We start from the raw sequence: 20,192 nt of genomic DNA on the forward strand, positions 1-20,192 counted from the left end.
CCTCCGCGCCCCTGTGTTCCGGCACTGCACGCTGGCGAGTCAACTGCCGGCAGTGCGCGGACATTCTAGGCGAGCGTCGCCCAGAGTACCAGCAGCATGCGAGCATCGGCCGACATGAAGCGGCCCGGCCCCTGGTAGGCCGAGCCGCTGTCCATCAACCTCGATCAACGCCCCGGTCAGGGTTGGCGTGTGGCGGTCACCGGCGTCCCATCCGAGAGGACGTCCAACGCCGAGATCGCGACCTCTTCGCCAACCTGCAGGCCCGACAGCACTTCCACCTGCTGGCCGTTGTTGATACCGAGCGTCACCTCACGCGCCTGGACCCGGCTGTCCTGGCCGATCACGAAGACGATGTTCCGGCCCGAGCGGTTGACCACGGCCTGCACCGGCACCAGCGAGGCCTGCCGCGACGGCGTTTGCAGCCCCACCTGGGCGAACATACCGTCCCGCAGGCGGCCCTGAGGATCGTTCGGGTAGACCCGCACGGCGAACGTGCGGCTCCGCGAGTCGGCCGTTGGCGAGATGCTCGCGACGGTGCCCGGGAACTGCTCGCCGGGGTAGGCGGCCACCGTGATCTGCGACGGCTGATTCCGCGCGACCTGACCGATGCGCGCCTCTTCCACCTGGAGGATGATCTCCGTCTCCTTGGAGACCAGGGTCACGATGGGCGAGTTCGTGCCGACCGTCGCGCCCGCGCTCACCAGCCGCTGTGCCACCACGCCGTTGAACGGCGCACGGATCACCGACTCGGCCTGATTCACCCGCGCGGCCTCCAGCGAGGCCGCCGCCTGCTCCACCTGGGCCGCCGCGATCTGGATGTCCTCGGAGGTCGGGCGCTGGCGCGACGCCAGGGCCGCCTGCGCCTGATCGAGCGCGGCCTGGGCGGCCCGCACGTCGAACGGGTTCGGGTTCACGAGGCGGGCGAGGTTCGCGGCAGCCTGATTGACGACTTCCTGGGCGTTACGCACGTCCCACTCGGCCGGGTTCCGCGCCGAGTCCGACCGCGCCTGCGCCGCGTCCAGGCCCGCCTGCTGCTGCTCCAGCGAGGCCTGCAGCCGCTCGACCTCGGCCTGGGCCTGACCGTAGCGCAGCTCCAGCGTGGCGAGGTCGGTGGTGCCGCCGAAGCGCGTGCGCTGCAGCGCCGCCTCAGCCTGACGAACGGCCTCTTCACCCTGGGCGATCTCGAAGGGCGTCGAACCATTCTTGATCTTTTCGAGCTGATTCTGCGCTTCTTGCAACGCGATCTGGGCCGAGTTGCGCTGCGCCGTCAACTGATCCCTCTGCGTCGAGACGCAGTTCGTGCGCGACTGGTTCGTGCTCTCGGTGACCACCCCGGTCTGCTCGTTCCGCGAACGCGAGCGCGAGGTCGTCGTAGTCCGACCGCAGGCCTCCAGCGCCGCATCGGCGGACGCCACGTTCTGGCGGGCGCGGTCGAGGGCCAGCTCGGCCGCCCGTACATCCTCTGGTCGCGCGCCAGCCCGCAGGTTGTCTAGTCGGCTCTTCGCCGCGTTGACGGCCGCCTGGGCCGCCGCGATGTCCTCAGATCGGGTGTTCGGACCGCCCAGGCCAGCGCGGGCCTGCTCCAGCCGATACCGTGATTCCGTCAGCGTCGCCTGGGCCGAGCCGAGCTGCGCCCGCGTCTGATCGACCTGGGCGCGCGCCTGGTCGACAGAGGCATCAAGGGCCTGGGCGTCGTCTGGCTTCGGGCCGGCGAGCAGGGCGTCCACGCGGCTCTGGGCCTGCCCGACCTGGGCACGGGCCGCCGCGATCTCCTCGGCGCGAGCGCCAGAACGCGCCTGATCGAGCCGAGCCTCGGCTGCGCGGACCGAAGCGGCAGCCGCCTCGATGTCCTCAGCCTTCGAGCCTGCCTGCACCTGGGACAGCCGGGCCTGCGCCACGGTGACCGCGGCCTCCGCCTGCTGTACCTGGGCGTCCAACGCGGCCCGGTCCAACTGAGCGATCACCTCACCCTGCCGCACCTCGTCCCCGATGTCCACCAGCAACTGCTCGACGCGCCCGGTGATCTTCGGCACCACGTTGACGGTGGAGCGGGCCTGAACGTTGCCGCTGTAGACCAGCGTCGCGGCGATGCTGCCCTGGGTCACCAGCGAACTGGTGATCGGGATGGCGGCCGGTGCGAAGTCCTTGCCCGTTGGCTTCGGCGGGGTGGTGGCAGCCGGCGTACAGCTGACGACGGCGATCACCATGATGAGCGCGATGGCGCCAAGGCGACGGCGCATTTGCCAGCCACCCAGAGGATCATCCCACCCTCGGATGAATGGATCGACCGCTGCTCGGCGGCCTGCGGATCTCAACCGATGGACGAGAGGCATGAAGTGGTTCCGACAATCACTTTGATGGCTCCGAAGCATTTCGGTGCGCCCCGATACTACGCGCGTCCGTCGGTACTGTCAAGCAGGGCATGGTCCCGGAGGCTGGTCGGGACGGTCCCTGCGACGTTCTTGCAAGACCCAGGTGGGAGATCACGGGGCCAGCGCCACATTTGGGACAGATGTCAGGCCGGCTGCGGGACCGGCGTCACGACCCTGTTTCAGGTTCGTAATCGTTCAATGAATCAGGAAGGCATCTCGTTGACACCCCTCAGGCAGCAGTGTATTCTGAGGGTGCGGGTGTCACTGAGGACGCCCTCCGGGATGAGCGTATTGGCTACGACATCTGCGGCGCCGAACAGCATAGACAGCGCAGGACGCCAGTGTGCCATGCACACTGGCGTCTCGCTTTCTGTGCAGTTGGGCCAAGAAGTGGAGGACTCGGCATGCAGTCCAGTCTGATCGGCAAGATTCAGAAGGCCAACCTCTATGCGCGTGAGCCCGATCGCGTAACATTCAACGACTTCTCCGCCTCGTTCCGGGGAGAGAACGACTCTCACACCATCTCGTTCACGTCCAACCATTGGACCTGCGATTGCCACTTCTTCGAATCGAACGCCATTTGCAGCCACATCATGGCGATCCAGAAGCTGCTCGGCTCGATGCTGCCAGCCGAGGGCCGTTACTGGCCCGGCAGCGAGTTGGCGACGGCCGGCGCCGTCAACTAGTCCCGGCACGGGCTCACGCGCTCGAACGGATCGGTGCACCCCTGAACAGCCCTCGGCCAGGTTTGGCCGAGGGCTGTTGCGTGCGCAGGACGCGGCCATGAGCAACGCGCGTGCGCTGCCGATGATCGCCGCCCTCGCGCTCGACGCCGTCCTGGGCGAGCCGCCGGATGCACTGCACCCCGTGGTGTGGATCGGCACGGCTGCAGGCCACCTGGAGCGGCGTGCTCCGCGACATGGGACGCCAGCGCTGCTGGCCGGGGCGGCCATCGTCGGGCTGACCGTCGGCGGGTCCGCGCTGACTGGGCTCCTGGCGCAGCGCATGCTCCAGCGGCTGCCCTGGCCGCTTCGCCTGCTGGTCGAGGCCTGGCTGCTCAAGACGACGCTCAGCGTGCGGGCGCTGCTCGATGCCGGGCATGCCGTCGAGGAGGCGCTCGCCGACGACGACCTGGACGTGGCCCGTCAGGACGTGCGCGCGCTGGTCAGCCGCGACCCAACAGGCCTCACGGCGACGCAGTTGACGAGCGCTGCCATCGAGTCGCTCGCCGAGAACACCGCCGACAGTATCGTCGCACCACTCGTTTACTACCGCCTGGGTGGCCTACCCGCCGCCTTCGCCTATCGTGCCGCCAACACCCTTGACGCCATGATCGGCTACCGGGGCGAGTACGAGCATCTCGGCAAAGCCGCCGCCCGCCTCGACGACCTCCTGAATCTCGTCCCCGCGCGTCTCAGCTCCGTCACATTGCTGGTTTCCGGGGCGATCTTCGGTGGCGCGGTCCCGACCGGCGTCGCGATCACGGTGCGCGACCATCGGGAGACCGCCAGCCCCAACGCCGGCTGGCCGATGAGCACGATGGCCGGCCTGCTGTTCGCACGGTTGGAGAAGCCCGGCCACTACGTACTCGGGGACGACCTCCCAGCGCCGGACATCTCGGCTATCGACCACGCGGCCCAGATTGTCGCCGGGGCGGCCGGGCTGACGGTCCCGTTGGCAGCGATCGTGGGCCGGCTGGTTGACAGCATCCGCCGCCTCGTTCGGTGCTGGTAGACCAGAGCCACGATGAAATCTTCACCGCCCGCGACCGAGGTAGCCCGACGGCACAAGCAGTTCGACGGCCGCCCGATCCTCCTGGTCCACGCCGAGCAGGAGGGCCGCGCGTTCCTGGCGAGCCTCTATGGCCGCAAGCCGCTGTTCGTGCTGACCGTCGCCCACACCGAGACAGCGGACATCGACGGCCTCTCCGGCGCCGGCGTGACGGCGGAACTGCGTCGCCTGACCGCCGCCGCCGACGCCGAGGCGCTCGTCCACGGCCGGCCGCTGTGTATGGATGGCGTCCCATCGAACCCCGGCGGAGCGCCCGGCCCGGTCCTGATCGCGCTGGCCGGCCTGCGCCTGACCGAGATGCCGTTGGTCATCGTGGACGCCGGCCTGCGGGTCAAGCCCGACGCTCCGACCACCGTCGTGGCGAGCCAGTGGGGGACGTCCATCGTCACGGGCGACGCCGTTCCACACGCCGGCGACCTCTTCGAGCGTGGACGGGCAATGGCCGCCGAGTACGTCGAGCGTGGCGACTGCCTGATCCTGGCCGAGAGCGTCCCGGGCGGCACCACCACGGCGCTCTCGTTGTTGTGCGGCCTTGGCTACGACGCCTGGGGCAAGGTGTCCAGCAGCATGCCCGGCAACGCCCACCCGCTGAAGACAACCGTCGTGCGGCAGGCGCTGGCCGCTGCCCGCGCGCGCGGCGTCACGCCGGAGAGCACGGGCATGGAGATCGCCGCCGCCGTCGGCGATCCGATGCAGCCGTTTGTCGCCGGCCTGGCGTTGACCGCCGCGCAGTCCGTTCCCGTGGTGCTGGCCGGCGGCAGCCAGATGGCCGCCGTGCTGGCCCTGATGGCGCGGCTGGCGAGTGAGTGCGACATCCCGCTCCGGACCGACCGCGTCGGGATCGCCACGACCTCGTGGGTCGCCAACGATCCAACCGCCGATCTGGCCGGTCTCGTCGCCCAGATCGGCCCTGTGCCGGTCATCGCCAGTGGCCTGGATTTCAGCGGGTCGCGCCACCCGCCACTGCGCCGCTACGAGCAGTTCCTGGTCAAGGAGGGCGTCGGCGCGGGCGCGGCGGCGGTCATGGCCGCGCTGCTGGCCGATGCCGATCGCGCCGCCCTGCTGGCCGCCATCGAACGCGTTTACGAGGAGATCTACGGCATCACGGCTCTTGCAGGCGATTCAGAGTCGTGACGCGGCCCCGGTCCGACTGACTGATACAATCGTTCTGTGAATTCGGAGGAGCAGCAAGGATGACGGTCCGCCCTATCGTGGCGCTGGGGAACGCAGTCCTGCGGAACAAGGCGCGCAAAGTCTCACGCTTCGATCAGGCGCTTCGCACGCTGGTGCAGGACATGATCGAGACGATGCGTGACGCCCCCGGCGTCGGGCTGGCCGCGCCGCAGATCGGCGTGCCGCTCCAGGTAACCGTGATCGAGGCCGAGAAGGACGAAGTCCACGTGCTGGTGAACCCGGAGATCGTCAAGACCGAGGGCGAGCACCTGCTGGATGAGGGCTGCCTCTCCGTCCCCGGCTACTGGGGCAAGGTCAAGCGGTTCGAGAAGGTGACCGTGAAGGCCCGCGACGCCTCCGGCAAGGAGTTCCGAATCGTGGATGCTGAGGGCCTGCTCTGCCAGGCGCTGCAACACGAGATCGACCATCTCAACGGCATGGTCTACGTCGACCGGCTGGACAGTCTGGACGATCTCCAGCGGACCCCTCGCCGCGAGTTGACGCCCCGCACGGTCGACGAGGCCGTTGAGGCGGAGTGAGCCGGTTGTCGGCGCCAGGGCGTGACCGGCTCGTAGAAGGCTCGATCTCACGCCGACGCCTGCTCGGCGGTTCGCTGGCCCTGGCCGCCGCGTTCCTCGCCGCCTGCCGTGGCGGCAGCGAGAGCAGCGACGATGTCCCGGCTGGGGCCACACCCGCCCCGGCCGTCGCGCCGACCGCGCCCCCGCCGACCCCGAATGTCGCGGCGACGGCCACCGTGCGGGCGCAGCTTCAGTCGATCCGCATGCCCATCGCCGAGCCGCCCACGCTCGACCCGGCGCTCGCCACCGACCACAGCTCGGTGCAGGTCGCCATCCAGCTCTTCGAAGGTCTGACCGAGACCGACGAGGCCGGCCAGCCAGCTCCGCTCGGAGCCGAGCGCTGGGAGGTGGGCGACGAGGGGCGCACCTACACCTTCTCGCTGCGGACCGACCGGCTCTGGTCGGACGGCTCTCCGGTCACCGCCGCCGACTATGTCTGGGCGTGGCGGCGGGTCATCGACCCGCGCACCGCTGCCGACTACGCCCCGCTGCTCTATCCGATCAAGAACGCCGCGCGGATCCACGGCGAGCGGCTGGACTCGGCCTTGCTCGGCGTCACGGCCCGCGACGCCCGCACGCTGGTCGTCAACCTGGAGGAGCCGCTTGCGCACTTCCCGCGCCTGACGTCGCTCATCACCTTCGCGCCGCTCAAGAAGGAGGCCCTCGAACGGCACGGCGACCGCTGGATTCGGCCCGAGAACATCGTCACGAACGGCCCGTTCCGGCTGGTCGAGTGGCAGCACGACCGCCAGATCACGCTGGAGCGGAACCCCACCTATCCGACGGCCGACCGCCTGATGCCCCGCGCCACCCTCCCGATCTTCCCGGACGATGGCGCGGCAGCCGTGCTCTCCGCCTACGAGAACAGCGCCCTCGACGTGTTCGGGACCGGCGCATCGTTCGAGCTGCCGCCTGGGGATGTTGAGCGCATCACCGCCGACGCCGCCACACGGCCGATGCTGCGCACCACGGCCCAATCTGGAACGCTGTTCCTGGCCGTCAATACGCGCAAGCCGCACCTTCAAGATGCCCGCGTCCGCCGGGCGCTCGGCCAGGTCATCGAGCGCGAGAAGGTGCTCAAGTCGGTGCTCAAGCGGGTCGGCACACCGGCCTTGACGTTGACGCCAGACGGGATCTTCGGGCGCGATGAGGGCCGCTGGCCGATTGAGGACGTGGCGGCAGCCCGGGCAGGCATGGCCGACGCGGGCTTCCCGAACGGCGCGGACTTCCCTCCCATCGCCTTCGCCTTCAACGTCAGCTCGCAGTGGACAGAGCTTGGCGAATACTTGCGCCAGCGGTACAAGGACACGCTCGGCATCGAGCTGAAACTGGAGCCAATGGAGTGGACGGCGTACATGCGCTGGCGGCGCAGCGACGAGTGGGCACAGAACGGCGACCTCCAGCGCGGCGGCTGGTTCTCGGACTACGAAGATCCGTACAACTGGTACAACCAGATCTGGGACAGCCGCGAAGACCCGTCCAGCTTCAACTCGGCCTGGGCGCACGACCTCTACGATGCCTACGTCCGCGAAGCTGCGCTCACCCTTGACCGCGCGGAGCGGCTGCGCCTGTATCAGCAGGCCGACGAGATCCTGGCGACCGAGTATCCGGCCATCCCCATCTTCTACTACGGCTCTCGGACGCTGGTACGGCCCTATGTAGTCGGCTTCGAGCCAGAGCGGCTGCTGTCGTTAGTGCGGCTCAAGCGCGTCCGCCTCGACGAGGCCCGTTGACCCCGCCCGTGTGCCCACCCGCTCGTCTGGCCGATGCCGCCCACGCCAAACGGCCCGTGCGATCGGGTAGGCTGGCATAATTCCGTTCACTCGTCTCCATGATTCCGCACCTGAAGTCTCGGAGCACTGCATGAAGAATCGATGGCGTCTCTCGATCACGGCCATCGTGACGGTGATCTCGCTGCTGATCGTCTGGCCGTGGCCGGGCGGTCTCAATCTCAGGGTGGGCAACTTCCGCCTGGAGCGGCAGGGCTTCACGCTCGGCCTTGACCTACAAGGTGGAACCCACCTGGTGCTGCAGGCCGACATGAGCAAGGCGCCAGGCCAGGACACGGCCCAGGTACTGAAGGGCGTGATTCAGGTGCTGGAACGGCGGGTGAATGCCTACGGCGTGGCCGAGCCGGTGATCCAGTCACAGGGTTCGGACCGCGTGATCGTCGAGCTGCCGGGCGTCAAGGACATCGAGGAAGCCAAGAAACTGATCGGCCAGACGGCCCAGCTCGACTTCCGCGAGTACGATCCTTCGACGGGCGGCTGGAAGGTGGCGACGGCGACCGGACTGGACGGCTCAGAGAAGGAGCTGACGGGGAAGTACTTCCGGCCGAACGCCCAGGTGGTCTTCGAGCAGCGCAGCAACCAGCCCCAGGTCGCCTTCGAGTTTGACGACGAGGGCGCCGAGCTGTTCCGCCAGATCACCCGCCGGCTGATCGGCCGGCCGTTGGGTATCTTCCTGGACGGACAGCTCATCTCCTCGCCGACGGTCCAGGCCGAGATCAGCCGGAACGGCGTGATCACCGGCGTCCGCCTCCAGGAGGCGCGCACCCTGGCGATTCAGATGAACGCTGGCGCGGTCCCGGTGCCGATCCGGATCGTCGAGGAGCGGACGGTCGATGCCACGCTCGGCTCGGACTCCGTGCGGAAGAGCGTCGTGGCCGGGCAGATCGCCCTGCTGGTCGTTGCCCTCTTCATGATCATGTACTATCGCTTGCCAGGCCTGATGGCGACGCTCGCGCTCGGCGTGTACACCGCGATCACCCTGGCGGTCTTCATGCTGATCCCGGTGACGCTGACCCTGGCCGGCATCGCCGGCTTCATCCTCTCCATCGGCATGGCGGTGGACGCCAACATCCTGATCTTCGAGCGCATGCGCGAGGAGCTGCGGTGGGGCCGCAGCGTCGGCGCAGGGGTGCGGGCCGGCTTCGACCGCGCCTGGACGAGCATTCGTGACTCGAACTCGTCCACGCTGATCACCTGTCTGCTGCTCTACTGGTTCGGCCAGAACTTCGGCGCGAGCCTGATCACCGGCTTCGCGCTGACCCTCGCTATCGGCGTGGTCGTCAGCCTCTTCAGCGCCATCTTCGTGACCCGTGGCCTGCTGACCGCCGTGATGAGCACCGGGCTGATCCACAATCCGGCGCTGTTCGGCATGGAGGTGCCGGACGATCCTGCCTCGGCGTCGGTGACGCGCACGCGGCTTTCGGCAGAGGGAGGGGCTCGCTGATGACGTTCGACTTCGTCAAGTACCGGCTCTGGTTCTACATCGTCTCGTTCGTGCTGATCCTCCCCGGCGCGATCTCGCTCGTGCTGCCGGGCGGCCTACGGCCCGGCATCGACTTCACCAGCGGCACGATCATGACACTGCGGTTCGGACAGACCGTCGATCAGCCGCAACTGCGCGAGGCGCTGGCCGGGCTCGGCCATCCCGAGGCCATCGTGCAGCGCGCGGACGACGGCACGTTCGTGGTGCGGACGCTGCCCTTCGAGGGCCAGCTGTCAGAGACGGCCGGCTCCACCGAGCAGACCGAGCGACAGGTGATCGTCAACGGCCTGACGCAGCGCTTCGGCCAGGTCGAAATGTTGAGCCTCGACGTGGTCTCGCCCATCGTCGCCGACGAGATCGTGCGCTACGCGTTTCTGGCCGTCGCGGCAGCCTGCGGCGGTATTCTGCTCTACCTCTGGTGGGCGTTCCGCCGCGTCCCGAACTCGGTGCGGTACGGCGCCTGCGCCGTCATCGCGCTGCTGCACGACGCCCTGCTGCTGATCGGCATCTTCTCGCTGCTCGGGCGGTTCTTCGCCGTCGAGCTGGACGCGATGTTCATCACCGGCGTGCTGACGGTTATCGGCTTCTCAGTTCACGACACCATCGTCGTGTTCGACCGGGTCCGCGAGAACATCGTGCGACACGCTGGCGAGCCGTTCGAGGACGTGATGAACCACAGCCTGACCCAGACGCTCGGGCGCTCGGTGAACACGTCGATCACGGTGCTGCTGACGCTGCTGGCCCTGCAGTTGTTCGGCGGAACCACGATTCACAGCTTCGTGCTGGCCCTGCTGATCGGCATCACGTCCGGCACGTACAGCTCGATCTTCAACGCCAGCCTGCTGCTCTACTCGTGGAACACTGGCGAGCTGAACCGCTGGCTCGGGCTGAATCGCGGGCACACAGCAGCGCCGGCCCCCGCCTGAGTAGACCTCAGCCCCAACCCACTGCGCAGCCGATATTCGCGCCGCGCAGCGGGTTGGGGGTGAGGCTCACCGGGGAGCCGGGGCGGTGAGGTCTGAGGGGCAAGGCATCCGCTACAGCAGGTCCGCCTTGCTCGGGTCGAGTTGCAGGCGCTCCACCAGCTTCTTGACGTCGGCCGCGCGGTCACGCGGGCAGACCAGGATCACGTCGTTCGTCTCGACCACCACCATGTCGGTCAGGCCAATCGTCGCGATCTTCCTCGACGTCCCGTACACCAGAGTGTCGCGCGTGCCCAGCCCCAGGTGCTCGCCCTGGACCACGTTGCCATCAGCATCGTGCGGCAGCACGTCGAAGATCTCGCTCCAGCTGCCGATGTCGCTCCAGGGGAAGCGCGCCGGGATCACCGAGACGATGTCGGACTGCTCCAGCACGCCGACGTCGATGGTCTCGATCGGCACGGTCGGGTAGACCCGCGCCAGCACCTCAGCGCCGTCCGGCTGGCTGAGCCGCGCCGCGATGTGACGAACGAGGTCGTCGATTCGTGGCTGCAGTCGTTGAAGCTCGGCGAGGATCGCGTCAACGCGCCAGACGAAGACGCCCGGGTTCCAGTAGTGGCGGCCTGACTTCACGAACTGCATCGCGCGCTCGAGGTCCGGCTTCTCGACGAAGCGCGCCACCTTTCGCACGGCGTAGCCGTCGATCTCGTCCTGCTGCCCGGCCGCTTCGATGTACCCGAGCTGCGTGGACGGCCCGGTTGGCTCGATGCCCATCAGCACCAGCTGCCGCGTCTTCTCGGCCGCCGCGAACGCTGCCGAGAGGGTGCGGCGAAACTCCTCGGCGTCGCCGATGTGCGCGTCGGAGTGCACCGAGGCCATCACCGCGTTCGGATCGCGCTCGGCAATCGCCGCCGCCGCCAGCCCCAGGCTGCCAGCGGTCCCGCGCCGGGCCGGCTCCACGATGATGTTCTCCGGCGGTACCTCCGGAAGCTGCTCGCGGATGCCGTCTGCGTGCGACTGCTCGGTCATCACGATGACGCGCTCGGCAGGCACCAGCGGTACATTGCGGTCGAACGTCGACTGCAGCAGCGACCGTTCGCCCGCCAGAGCCAGCAGCTGCTTGGGCTTGTGAGACCGGCTCAGCGGCCACAATCGGCTGCCGCTGCCACCGGCGAGAATGACGAGGTAGGTGTGAGGCCCGCTCACGAATCTGCCCCCTGGAGCTAGACGACGAACGTGGCGGCTCCAGCAGGTGGAGGCGCAACGCCGCGCACACAATTAAGTGCATGACGGCGCGTCACCAGTTGGCAACGCGCCGCCCAAGTCTAGCACAGCGATCTGTCGCGGCCCGACAACTGCGAGGTCAGCCGCTCTCAGGCCCGGATCAGGAGGCGGACTCAACCTCCGCAACGTGGGCCACGCCGTTGCGGCCCACGCCGCTGCGCGTGCGAACCGCTCCGATAAAGTCGCGGAAGAGGGGATGCGGTCGGTTTGGTCGCGACTTCAGCTCCGGGTGGAACTGCGTCCCGAGCATCCACGGATGGTCGGCCAGCTCGCCGATCTCGACCAGGCGACCGTCTGGCGAGAGGCCGCTCGCAATCAGCCCGACCTCTTCCAGGGCCGCACGGTACTCGTTGTTGACCTCGTAGCGGTGCCGGTGCCGCTCGAAGACGATGCCCTGCTGGTAGGCCGCCAGCGCCCGCGAGCCGTCGGTCAACTGGCAGGGGTACTGCCCGAGGCGCATCGTGCCACCCTTGTCCGCGACGTCCTTCTGCTCGGGCAGGATGTCGATGACGGGATGCCGGGTGAAGAGGTTGAATTCGGCGCTGTTGGCATCGTCGAAGCCGGCCGAGTTTCGCGCCAGCTCGATGACCATCACCTGCAAGCCGAGGCACAGCCCGAGGTACGGCACCTGATGCTCGCGCGCGTACTTCGCGGCCTGGATCATCCCCTCGACGCCGCGATACCCGAACCCGCCGGGCACGACGATGCCGTCAAGGTGGCCGAGACGCGCCGCCGGATCCGCATCCTCGCCTTCGAGCTGCTGCGAGTCGATCCATTGGAGGCTGACCCGGACGTTGTGATGCCAGGCCGCGTGGTGCAACGACTCGCGGACGCTGATGTAGGCGTCCTCAAGCTCGATGTACTTGCCGACGACGCCGATCTTGATCTCGGGCGCTTTCGACTTGGCCCGGGCCACCAGCTCGCGCCACTCCACGAGATCCGGCTCTGTGGCCTCCAGGCCCAGCCGCTCAACCACGAAGTCTCCCAGGCCGGCCTGTTCGAGCACCAGCGGTACTTCGTAGATGGAGTCTGCCGTCTCCAGCGGAATAACGGCCCGCCGGTCCACGTCGCAGAACAGGGCGATCTTGTCCTTCAGGTCGTCGGCCACCGGGTAGTCGGACCGTGCGACGATCACATCGGGCTGAATCCCGATGCTCCGCAGCTCCTTGACGCTGTGCTGGGTCGGCTTGGTCTTCAGCTCCTTGGTCGGCCCGACGAACGGCAGCAGCGTGACGTGGATGAAGAGCGTCTGCTCGCGGCCCAGCTCGCGGTGCATCTGGCGGATCGCTTCGAGGAACGGCAGGCACTCGATGTCGCCCACCGTCCCGCCGACCTCGACGATCACTACCTCGGCGCCGGTCTGCCGGGGCACTCGCTTGATGCGCTCCTTGATCTCGTTGGTGATGTGTGGCACGACCTGGATGGTGCCGCCAAGGAAGTCGCCGCGCCGCTCTCGCCCGATGACGCCGGCGTAGATCACACCGGTCGTGACGTTGCTGGACTTCGTCAGGCTGAGATCGACGAACCGTTCGTAGTGGCCGAGGTCGAGGTCCGTCTCGGCGCCATCGTCGGTCACGAAGACCTCGCCGTGCTGGTACGGGCTCATGGTGCCCGGGTCCATGTTGATGTACGGGTCGAGCTTGAGGACGGAGACGGCGATGCCCCGGCTCTTGAGCAGTCGACCGAGCGACGCAACCGTGATGCCCTTACCGACCGACGAAACGACGCCGCCGCTGACGAAGATGTACCGAGTCACGTCTGCTCCTTCCATGCTCTGAGAACTACAACGGGGTGAGCGACAGCCAGTTTCGGGGCCGGCGGCCCGTGCGGCTCACAGAGCCAGCATCCCGCATCACAATCTCGAGATCACCGGGCACAAAAAGGGGACCGGCGCCCCGAGTGGGGCGCCGGTCCGAGGATGCTGGTGTCGGGTGGGGTGGCGAACTCGCGCGGTCCAGATGGCCGCGCTTCAGTTCGTGGTCTTGGAGGCAACGTCTCGCACACCACACCATCCGACTATACGGGCCGGCGGCGAACGGTGACAAGAGCCTGCGGCGACAGCACCTGGGGACATCGCTTTCGCGCTGGTTGTTACGGCACCCAGAGCCGACATTGATCCTGATAGCCCTCAGTGTCCACGACATATTTGTACAACCACGGGTCACCTTCTGTTGCGTAGTAGTACGCTTGGTCGTTGCCGAGACGCTCACGAAGGGTCCGACCTGGCGCGGGGCCGTTGTACAGAGTGACCCAGACGATGATCTGGACACGGAACGCCGCGACCTCACTCTCGACGCATGCGCGGCTTGGGTTTTCGCCCTGCATGAACTGCATGACATGCGTCAACTCGTGGGCGAGGATCGATGCGACTGTCCGCGAATCTTCATTCAGTACCTGCGAGTTGACGGTGATGGAGTTCGTTCGCCCCTGGAAGTATCCTCCGACTTGCGGCTCCAACGATTTCATGTTCATGCTGACGCCGCTGCTCTCCACGGTGTATCGGAAGACGTCTCCCAGCGTCGTGCCGTTCGCCAACGTCTTTCGGATGCCATAGAGCAGGCGCAACGCCTGCGCCAGGCGATTGTCGATGGCCGCAGCAGGCTTCGGCGTCGCGGTCGGTGGGACCGGGGTCCGGGTTGGCACGAGAGCGGCCGGCGCAGGTGTGGCCGGTGGTGGCGGCGGGGAAGGCGCGGCAGCCACCACCGGCCCCTGGTCGGACATGACGTACTCTGACACCACCCAGCCGACGACGCCGTCGCCCGTCTTGACGTTGTGCCATTTGCGGCCGTCACTCCCTTGTTCAGGCGCTCCGAGCACGATGATGGTGTCGCCGTCGTTGACGACCATCAGCAGTTCGCTGGTCGAGTGCGGCAACGTCCGAAGGTTCGCGCCACTTCCGCCAGTGTTGCCGATCCGCGCTGACCTGCCGTGGGCTGAGGCCGACTCCGTTGGCGCGGCGGGAGTTGGACCGACGGCCAGCACCTGATCGTACCGGGCTGAGGACACGCCAGCGAGCGTCAGCACACTCGGCAGCGACACGACGCCTTTGCGGCCGAGCGCTCGCGTGAAGATCACCATGTCACGCTTGATGAAGCCAACCTCAAACGTGACGATGCCCTCCTCCACCTTCTGAAGGCTTGCCGTTCCGCCGTCATTTGGCGCGCCCGGCACCATCTCGAACCCCTCCTGCTCGATGGCCCGCCGGCGAATCTCGTCCAGGAAGCCGTCGTACGCGACCGGACCATCAAAGCGGCCGATAAACTGCCCCACCATCACCGGTCCGGTCGATACCGATTCAGGGGTAATCGGGCGTTCCAGAAGGACCGAATACAGGACGCCCGGCCCCGGGTCCATCGCTCTCGACTCCTCCTTGCTGATCGTGAAGTCGGGAGGGAGGTCCGACGGACGTAGCGAGATCTCGTGCGGCTCGACTCTTGGACGCTGGGCGCGTACAGGCAGCGTACCCGTTAGTCCAGTGACAGCCAACATGACGCCAACAAGCATTGCGGTGAGGACGGGCCGAAACAGACGAATCACGAGAAACCTCCCACACATTGAGGTACCGGTGATGCCACACCGTCGCGCCCCGTTGCGCCGACTGGCTGCTGCGCCAGCATAGCATATCATCGCGCGGCAGTCGCACACATGGATAGTCGGATCGATGGGCGTATCACGACACCTTTTGCACGGATCGCCTGCTTCTTGGCCCGGCAGTACGAGCATGCGATAGCGTTCGCGGCATCCTAGTTCCCGTCCAGTCGGGCAAAGTACGACGCGTTTTGCCCGCCGTGCCGGCAAGGTGCTAAGGTTCGAGCGTCGATGGCCCGCTTGACGTACCTGGATCATGCTGCCACCACGCCTCTTGACGAGCGTGTCCTCGAGGCGATGTTGCCGTATCTCCGGGACCGCTGGGGCAACCCGTCGAGCCTCTACGGCCACGGGCGCGTCGCACGCCGCGCACTGGACGAGTCGCGCGATACCGTCGCGAACGTCCTCGGCTGCCGCCCGAGCGAGATGCTGTTCACGAGCGGCGGCACCGAGAGCGACAACCTCGCCATCAAAGGCGTCGCCTACGCGCGCCGCGCGGAGGGCAACCACCTCGTCACGACCGCCGTCGAGCACCACGCCGTGCTGCACACGTTCGAGTGGCTGGAGCGCCGCGCCGGCTTCGAGGTGACCTACGTGCCGGTCGACGAGTACGGCACGGTCGATCTGGCGGCGTTGGAGCAGGCCATTCGCCCGAGCACGACGCTCGTCTCGGTGATGCTGGCGAATAACGAGATTGGCACCATTCAGCCGGTCGCCGAGGCGGCGGCCATCGCGCACCGCCGGGGCGCGACGTTCCACTGCGACGCCGTGCAGGCGGCTGGCGGACTCGCCATCGACCTGCAGGCGCTCGGCGTTGACCTGCTCTCGCTGAGCGGCCACAAGATCTACGGTCCGAAGGGCGTCGGAGCGCTGTACGTCCGACGGGGCACGCCGCTCGTGGCCGACGCACACGGCGGGGGCCAGGAGCGTGGCCTGCGGGCTGGCACCGAGAACGTCGCCGGGATCGTCGGCATGGCCGAGGCGCTGCGGCTGGCTCAGGACGAGCGAGCGGCCCGCGTCGCGCACGACGCCCGCCTGCGCGACCGTCTCATCGCCGGCCTGCTGGCGCGGATCGACGGCGCGCGCCTGACCGGCCACCCGACTGACCGCTTGCCGAACAGCGCCAGCTTCGTGTTCGCGGACACGGACGGCGAGTCGATCCTGATGGACCTCGACCAGTACGACGTCTGCGCGTCGAGCGGCTCGGCCTGCACGTCTGGCACGCTTGAGGTCTCGCACGTGCTGACGGCGCTCGGGCTGCCGCCACCGCTGGCCCGTGGCAGCGTCCGCCTGACGACTGGCCGCGCCACCGACGATGCCGGCGTCGATCGCGTGCTCGACGTGCTGCCCGAGGTCGTCAGGCGGGTCCGTTCGATCATGCCGATGCTGCTTGGCGGTGGCCGCGAACAGGCAACCATCGACGCCTGAGCGCGACAGACGGTACAGTCACGCAGTTGCACGCTCGGCCACCCTCTGCGTGGCCGCACACCCAGAGTAGAGGGTTGCACACCATGCGCCTCGTGACGTTCAGAGCCGAAGACGGGGCCGCTCGTCTCGGTGCAGTGGTCGGCGAACAGGTCGTCGATCTGGCGACTGCCTCCGGCGGTGCGCTGCCGTCGAGCATGCTCGCGTTCATCCAGAGCGGCCGGGCCGCCCTCGAAACGGCCCGCTCGGTCCTGGCCGCCAGCCCGAGCGGCGTTCCGCTCACATCGGTCATGCTGCTCGCGCCGATCCCGCGTTCGAGCCGAAACCTGCTCTGCCTCGGCCTCAACTACCGCGCACACGCGGCCGAGGGCGCGGCCCTCTTCGGCGCGCCGGTCGCGGAGCCGGCCTTCCCGATGTTCTTCACCAAGGCCCCGACGAGCGTCATCGGCCCTGGCGAGACCATCGAGATCGACACGTCGCTGACCAGCGAGCCGGACTGGGAAGTTGAGCTGGCGGTGGTGATCGGCCCCGGCGGTCGAGACATCGCGAAGGCGGATGCCTGGAGGCACGTCTTCGGCTACACCGTCGCCAACGACATCTCGGCGCGCGACCTGCAGTTCCGGCATGGCGGCCAGTTCTTCAAGGGCAAGAGCCTCGACACGTTCTGCCCGCTCGGGCCGTGGATCGTGACGGCCGACGAGTTCGGCGACAACCCGACCCTCAACATCTCGCTCAGGCTGAACGGCGTCGTCAAGCAGGCCTCGAACACCAGCAAGCTGATCTTCGACATCCCGACGACCATCGCCTCGCTCTCCGAAGGCATGACGCTGGAGTCCGGCGACGTCATCCTGACCGGCACGCCGGAGGGTGTCGGCTTCGCCCGGAAGCCGCCCGAGTACCTGAAGAACGGCGACGTGGTCGAATGTGAGATCGAGGGTATCGGCATCCTGCGGAATCCGGTCCGCGAGAGGAGGCGCGCATGAGCTCGCTTGCCCCGCCGTCCGCTCGCGGCGGTCCGTCGACAGCCACGGTCTCGGTCGGCATCGCGGCGCTGGTGCTGGCCGGCCTGCTGCTGCTCCCGCGCCTGAGCCACGAATCGGCGGCGCCGGCGGCCACGTCTCGTGCAGCAGCCGGCGGCACGACCGTCTCGCGGACCATCCCGGCCTTCCCCACCAAGCCGGCGGGCATCGTCTGGGACACGGGCCGCGTCAAGCCGAAGGTGTTGCTCCAGCAGCCGCTGGAGCAGTTGCCGCCCGACGCGCCGTACACCTTCCGCGTGACCGAGCTGGAGATGGAGCCGGGCGCGACGATCTTCGAGCATCGGCAGATCGGCGTCGGCGCGCATATCGTGATGCGCGGCGACATCACGATCTCGAACCTCGAAGCGAAGACCGATGCCACCTACCGCCCGGGGCAGGCCTACTTTGAAGGGATGGAGCCGCTGCACTCAGCGCTCAACCCCGGCAAGGAAGCAAATCGCGTCCTGATGTTCGATCTCCTGCCGGCCAGCCGGGGCTTCGACGGACAGCAGCGCTTCACCTCCGAGGGCAAGCACAACGAGGGTGAAGTCCGCTCCGGACCGTACGTGCAGATCCCGCTGACCGACCTGCCGCGGGGTCCGCTGATGCTGCGGGTCACGGACATGGAGTTCGGACCGAAAGCAAAGACCGAGCCGCATGCGCGACTCGGCCCGACGATCTTCTTCGTGCAGGAGGGGACGGCGACGGTTCGGAAGGACTGGGAGAACAGCTCGCAGACCTTTGGGACGAATGGCTACTTCTATGAAAGCGGTCGGGAGCCGTTCATCCTGGAGAACAAGCCGGCTCGGCCAGCGCGCTTCCTGGCCGTCGAGATCCTGCCGGCGAGCGTCGGCAACGGGCCATCGACGGTCCCGTTCGACTGATCGCCTGGGGTGTTGGACGCCACGGCTGTGCGAATGCAGGCGCGTCCGAAGGGGCGCGCGCCGACGTCAGGCGGCCTGCCGTGGCGAGCCGCTACGCCGGGCGCGAGTGGCCAGTCGAGCCGACCGGTCCAGGCGGCTGACCTGCCGCGGCGCTGGGCGGGCTGCCAGCTTCTCGCGGAGCGTGCGCTCCCGCGTGACGCGTCCGACGTTCAGATTGCCCGGCAGCGGCATCGTGCCGGTCTCCATCCAGCGGTGGCACCACATCACGATGCCGATCACGCCTGCCAGAACCATCAGCACCACGGCCGGATCGGAGAGCCAGAGCGCCCCGCCATTGTCCACAAACATCGCTCGTCCCCTTTGCTTTCTGAACGTCGGTCCGCGGAGCGTTGGGATCGCACTCGCGTGAAACTGCCCGTTTCGGTAGGTCACGGCCCGCTGCGTGCGCGCGCTGACAGAATCCCAACGCAGATCGTGTGCCAGACCGCCCGCCGAACCGCGTCCGCGCCGAACGTTTGATCTGAACGTATGTTCGGATATCGACGCGCCGCCGTCAATGGCCCGGCCATCACGCCAGTGTCTCAGTCGAACGCCTGTTCTGGTCATTCGGCCGGGCGGCTGCCCTGGTCGCCCTGGCGGCTGGTCCGCGAGGTCGGGCTGCTCCTGCTGGTGCTGGCCGCCGCGGCCGTTGTGCTGCGCGGCCCGGCCGTTCGCCAGGGGTTCACCATCGACGAGAGCCGCTGGATCGCCACCAGCCGCTACTACTGGATCACCTTCGTGGACCGCGACCTGTTCGGCCCGGCCTGGCAGCCGAACTACATCGTGCTGACTCACCCTCCCGTGGCCCGCTACCTGATCGGCCTCGGGCTGGCGCTCCAGGACTGGACTCCAGAGCAGTTGAACGGACGGTACGACAGCCTCCAGAGTCGGGCCTTCAACGAGCGGGCTGGCAACGTGCCGCAGGCGGACCTACTGGCAGCGGCGCGCCGAGTCACATTCTTGTTCGGGGTGGCGGCGGTCGGCCTGCTGTACGGGATCGCCCGACTCCTGGGCGGGCCGCTGTCAGGGCTGGCAACGGTCGCTCTGGCGCTGGTCAATCCGCTGTTGACCACCATCTGGACCCGCGCACTGGCCGAGTCGATCGTGGCGACCTTCACGCTGCTGACGCTGCTGCTGGCCCTGACGGTCCTTCCACGGGTGGCCGGACTCAGGCGGCTGGCCTGGACGCCCCTGACGGTCGGAGCGTCGCTCGCGCTGGCGACGGCCGCCAAGCTGAACGGCGCGATGGGCGCGGTCGGCCTGGTGCTGTTCGCCCTGGTGCAGCAGGGACTGGCGATTCGCGCGACGGGCCGCACAGCAGGGCTGCGCTCCTGGGTAGACCTGGCCCTGGCGGCCGTGATCCTGTTCGTGATCGCCAACCCGCTGCTCTACCTGAAGCCCGTTGAGCGGGCCTGGGCGCTGGTGGAGCACCGCCAGGACGAGATGCAGTTTCAGCGACAGGTCTTCAGCGATCAGGCCGTGCCGCCCGACCTCATCGCTCGCGTCGAGCGGGTCGGTCGGCGGGCGTTCGGTAGCTGGGGTACGCCTGGAGTGGTGACACCAATCGCTGCCGACGCCCTGCTCGTGCCAGTTGGCGTCGCCCTGCTGGCGTGGCGCGCGTTCCGCTCACTACGCCGCGGGACAGCCGGGCGCGAGCTGCTGCTGCTCTGCTGGTCGCTCGCGACCTACGTCATCGTCACCGTCAACCTGGGCTTCGACTCGTCGCACTACTATGCGCCCATCGTCAGCCTGAACATGATCCTGGGTGGCATCGCCATCGGCGCGGCGGTAGCGCTGGCCAGACGACGCATCGGGGACAGACGGGCAGCCGTGTCCTGACGGCGCG

The 20,192-nt window shown here is 67.9% G+C and carries 16 protein-coding genes; 11 read left to right on the top strand and 5 right to left on the bottom strand.

Translation table 11 applies throughout. The features are described 5' to 3' along the window. Window positions 1-176 precede the first annotated feature (176 nt). Window positions 177-2,240, bottom strand: a complete 2,064-nt coding sequence (locus IT306_14305) for an efflux RND transporter periplasmic adaptor subunit (GenBank protein ID MCC7369597.1) — start codon at window positions 2,238-2,240, stop codon at window positions 177-179. A 536-nt stretch (window positions 2,241-2,776) separates the two neighbouring features. Here IT306_14305 and IT306_14310 point away from each other — a divergent pair. The 7 genes from IT306_14310 (at window position 2,777) to secF (ending at window position 10,113) form a co-directional block, all read left to right on the top strand. Next, on the top strand, window positions 2,777-3,058 hold the full coding sequence (locus IT306_14310) for a hypothetical protein (GenBank protein ID MCC7369598.1): 282 nt from the start codon (window positions 2,777-2,779) through the stop codon (window positions 3,056-3,058). Window positions 3,059-3,155: 97 nt separating this feature from the next. Continuing rightward, window positions 3,156-4,106, top strand: a complete 951-nt coding sequence (cobD, locus tag IT306_14315; protein MCC7369599.1) for a cobalamin biosynthesis protein CobD — start codon at window positions 3,156-3,158, stop codon at window positions 4,104-4,106. Between the two features lie 12 nt (window positions 4,107-4,118). Beyond that, the gene (locus IT306_14320; protein MCC7369600.1) at window positions 4,119-5,297 is read left to right on the top strand and encodes a TIGR00303 family protein; all 1,179 of its coding nucleotides are present in this window, start codon (window positions 4,119-4,121) and stop codon (window positions 5,295-5,297) included. 59 nt (window positions 5,298-5,356) lie between these two features. After that, on the top strand, window positions 5,357-5,875 hold the full coding sequence (gene def, locus IT306_14325; GenBank protein MCC7369601.1) for a peptide deformylase: 519 nt from the start codon (window positions 5,357-5,359) through the stop codon (window positions 5,873-5,875). Beyond that, entirely contained in the window at window positions 5,872-7,647 is a 1,776-nt protein-coding gene (locus IT306_14330; GenBank protein MCC7369602.1) for a peptide ABC transporter substrate-binding protein, read from the top strand. Before def ends, IT306_14330 begins: the two co-directional genes overlap by 4 nt. 130 nt (window positions 7,648-7,777) lie before the next feature. Further along, on the top strand, window positions 7,778-9,148 hold the full coding sequence (gene secD / locus IT306_14335) for a protein translocase subunit SecD (protein ID MCC7369603.1): 1,371 nt from the start codon (window positions 7,778-7,780) through the stop codon (window positions 9,146-9,148). Next, window positions 9,148-10,113 (top strand): protein translocase subunit SecF, encoded by a 966-nt coding sequence (gene secF, locus IT306_14340; GenBank protein MCC7369604.1) that lies wholly within the window; start codon window positions 9,148-9,150, stop codon window positions 10,111-10,113. The genes secD and secF overlap by 1 nt, the downstream gene beginning before the upstream one ends. 111 nt (window positions 10,114-10,224) lie before the next feature. Here the strand turns inward: secF and IT306_14345 are convergent, their stop codons facing one another. The 3 genes from IT306_14345 to IT306_14355 all read right to left on the bottom strand — a co-directional run bounded on the left by IT306_14345 (window position 10,225) and on the right by IT306_14355 (window position 14,928). Continuing rightward, a complete protein-coding gene (locus tag IT306_14345) occupies window positions 10,225-11,313 on the bottom strand; it encodes a mannose-1-phosphate guanylyltransferase (GenBank protein MCC7369605.1) in 1,089 nt (362 codons plus the stop codon). Window positions 11,314-11,491: 178 nt separating this feature from the next. Then, window positions 11,492-13,147, bottom strand: a complete 1,656-nt coding sequence (locus IT306_14350; protein ID MCC7369606.1) for a CTP synthase — start codon at window positions 13,145-13,147, stop codon at window positions 11,492-11,494. A gap of 335 nt (window positions 13,148-13,482) precedes the next feature. After that, window positions 13,483-14,928 (bottom strand): SH3 domain-containing protein, encoded by a 1,446-nt coding sequence (locus IT306_14355; protein MCC7369607.1) that lies wholly within the window; start codon window positions 14,926-14,928, stop codon window positions 13,483-13,485. Between the two features lie 282 nt (window positions 14,929-15,210). Between IT306_14355 and IT306_14360 the strand changes: the two genes are divergently transcribed. The 3 genes from IT306_14360 to IT306_14370 all read left to right on the top strand — a co-directional run bounded on the left by IT306_14360 (window position 15,211) and on the right by IT306_14370 (window position 18,307). Next, window positions 15,211-16,407, top strand: coding sequence for a cysteine desulfurase (locus IT306_14360; protein MCC7369608.1), 1,197 nt, complete (start codon window positions 15,211-15,213; stop codon window positions 16,405-16,407). Between the two features lie 83 nt (window positions 16,408-16,490). Continuing rightward, a complete protein-coding gene (locus IT306_14365) occupies window positions 16,491-17,387 on the top strand; it encodes a fumarylacetoacetate hydrolase family protein (protein ID MCC7369609.1) in 897 nt (298 codons plus the stop codon). Further along, entirely contained in the window at window positions 17,384-18,307 is a 924-nt protein-coding gene (locus tag IT306_14370; GenBank protein ID MCC7369610.1) for a hypothetical protein, read from the top strand. The genes IT306_14365 and IT306_14370 overlap by 4 nt, the downstream gene beginning before the upstream one ends. 66 nt (window positions 18,308-18,373) lie before the next feature. Here IT306_14370 and IT306_14375 read toward each other — a convergent pair whose 3' ends face one another. Further along, window positions 18,374-18,655 carry a hypothetical protein gene (locus tag IT306_14375; protein MCC7369611.1) on the bottom strand — a complete coding sequence of 94 codons (282 nt, stop codon included), beginning with the start codon at window positions 18,653-18,655 and terminating at the stop codon, window positions 18,374-18,376. 180 nt (window positions 18,656-18,835) lie between these two features. On the opposite strand from IT306_14375, the gene IT306_14380 reads away from it, so the two are divergent. Continuing rightward, complete coding sequence (locus tag IT306_14380) at window positions 18,836-20,185, top strand: phospholipid carrier-dependent glycosyltransferase (protein ID MCC7369612.1); 1,350 nt, start codon at window positions 18,836-18,838, stop codon at window positions 20,183-20,185. Window positions 20,186-20,192 lie beyond the last annotated feature (7 nt).

This window comes from Chloroflexota bacterium, assembly GCA_020850535.1.
In the GTDB taxonomy this organism is placed as follows: Bacteria; Chloroflexota; UBA6077; order UBA6077; family JACCZL01; genus JADZEM01.

Coding starts and splice junctions, on each gene's coding strand:
- IT306_14320 (MCC7369600.1), top strand. CDS start 4,119: ATGAAATCTTCACCGCCCGCGACCGAGGTAGCCCGACGGCACAAGCAG.
- IT306_14305 (MCC7369597.1), bottom strand. CDS start 2,240: ATGCGCCGTCGCCTTGGCGCCATCGCGCTCATCATGGTGATCGCCGTC.
- secF (MCC7369604.1), top strand. CDS start 9,148: ATGACGTTCGACTTCGTCAAGTACCGGCTCTGGTTCTACATCGTCTCG.
- IT306_14380 (MCC7369612.1), top strand. CDS start 18,836: ATGTTCGGATATCGACGCGCCGCCGTCAATGGCCCGGCCATCACGCCA.
- secD (MCC7369603.1), top strand. CDS start 7,778: ATGAAGAATCGATGGCGTCTCTCGATCACGGCCATCGTGACGGTGATC.
- def (MCC7369601.1), top strand. CDS start 5,357: ATGACGGTCCGCCCTATCGTGGCGCTGGGGAACGCAGTCCTGCGGAAC.
- IT306_14310 (MCC7369598.1), top strand. CDS start 2,777: ATGCAGTCCAGTCTGATCGGCAAGATTCAGAAGGCCAACCTCTATGCG.
- IT306_14375 (MCC7369611.1), bottom strand. CDS start 18,655: ATGTTTGTGGACAATGGCGGGGCGCTCTGGCTCTCCGATCCGGCCGTG.
- cobD (MCC7369599.1), top strand. CDS start 3,156: ATGAGCAACGCGCGTGCGCTGCCGATGATCGCCGCCCTCGCGCTCGAC.
- IT306_14360 (MCC7369608.1), top strand. CDS start 15,211: ATGGCCCGCTTGACGTACCTGGATCATGCTGCCACCACGCCTCTTGAC.
- IT306_14370 (MCC7369610.1), top strand. CDS start 17,384: ATGAGCTCGCTTGCCCCGCCGTCCGCTCGCGGCGGTCCGTCGACAGCC.
- IT306_14365 (MCC7369609.1), top strand. CDS start 16,491: ATGCGCCTCGTGACGTTCAGAGCCGAAGACGGGGCCGCTCGTCTCGGT.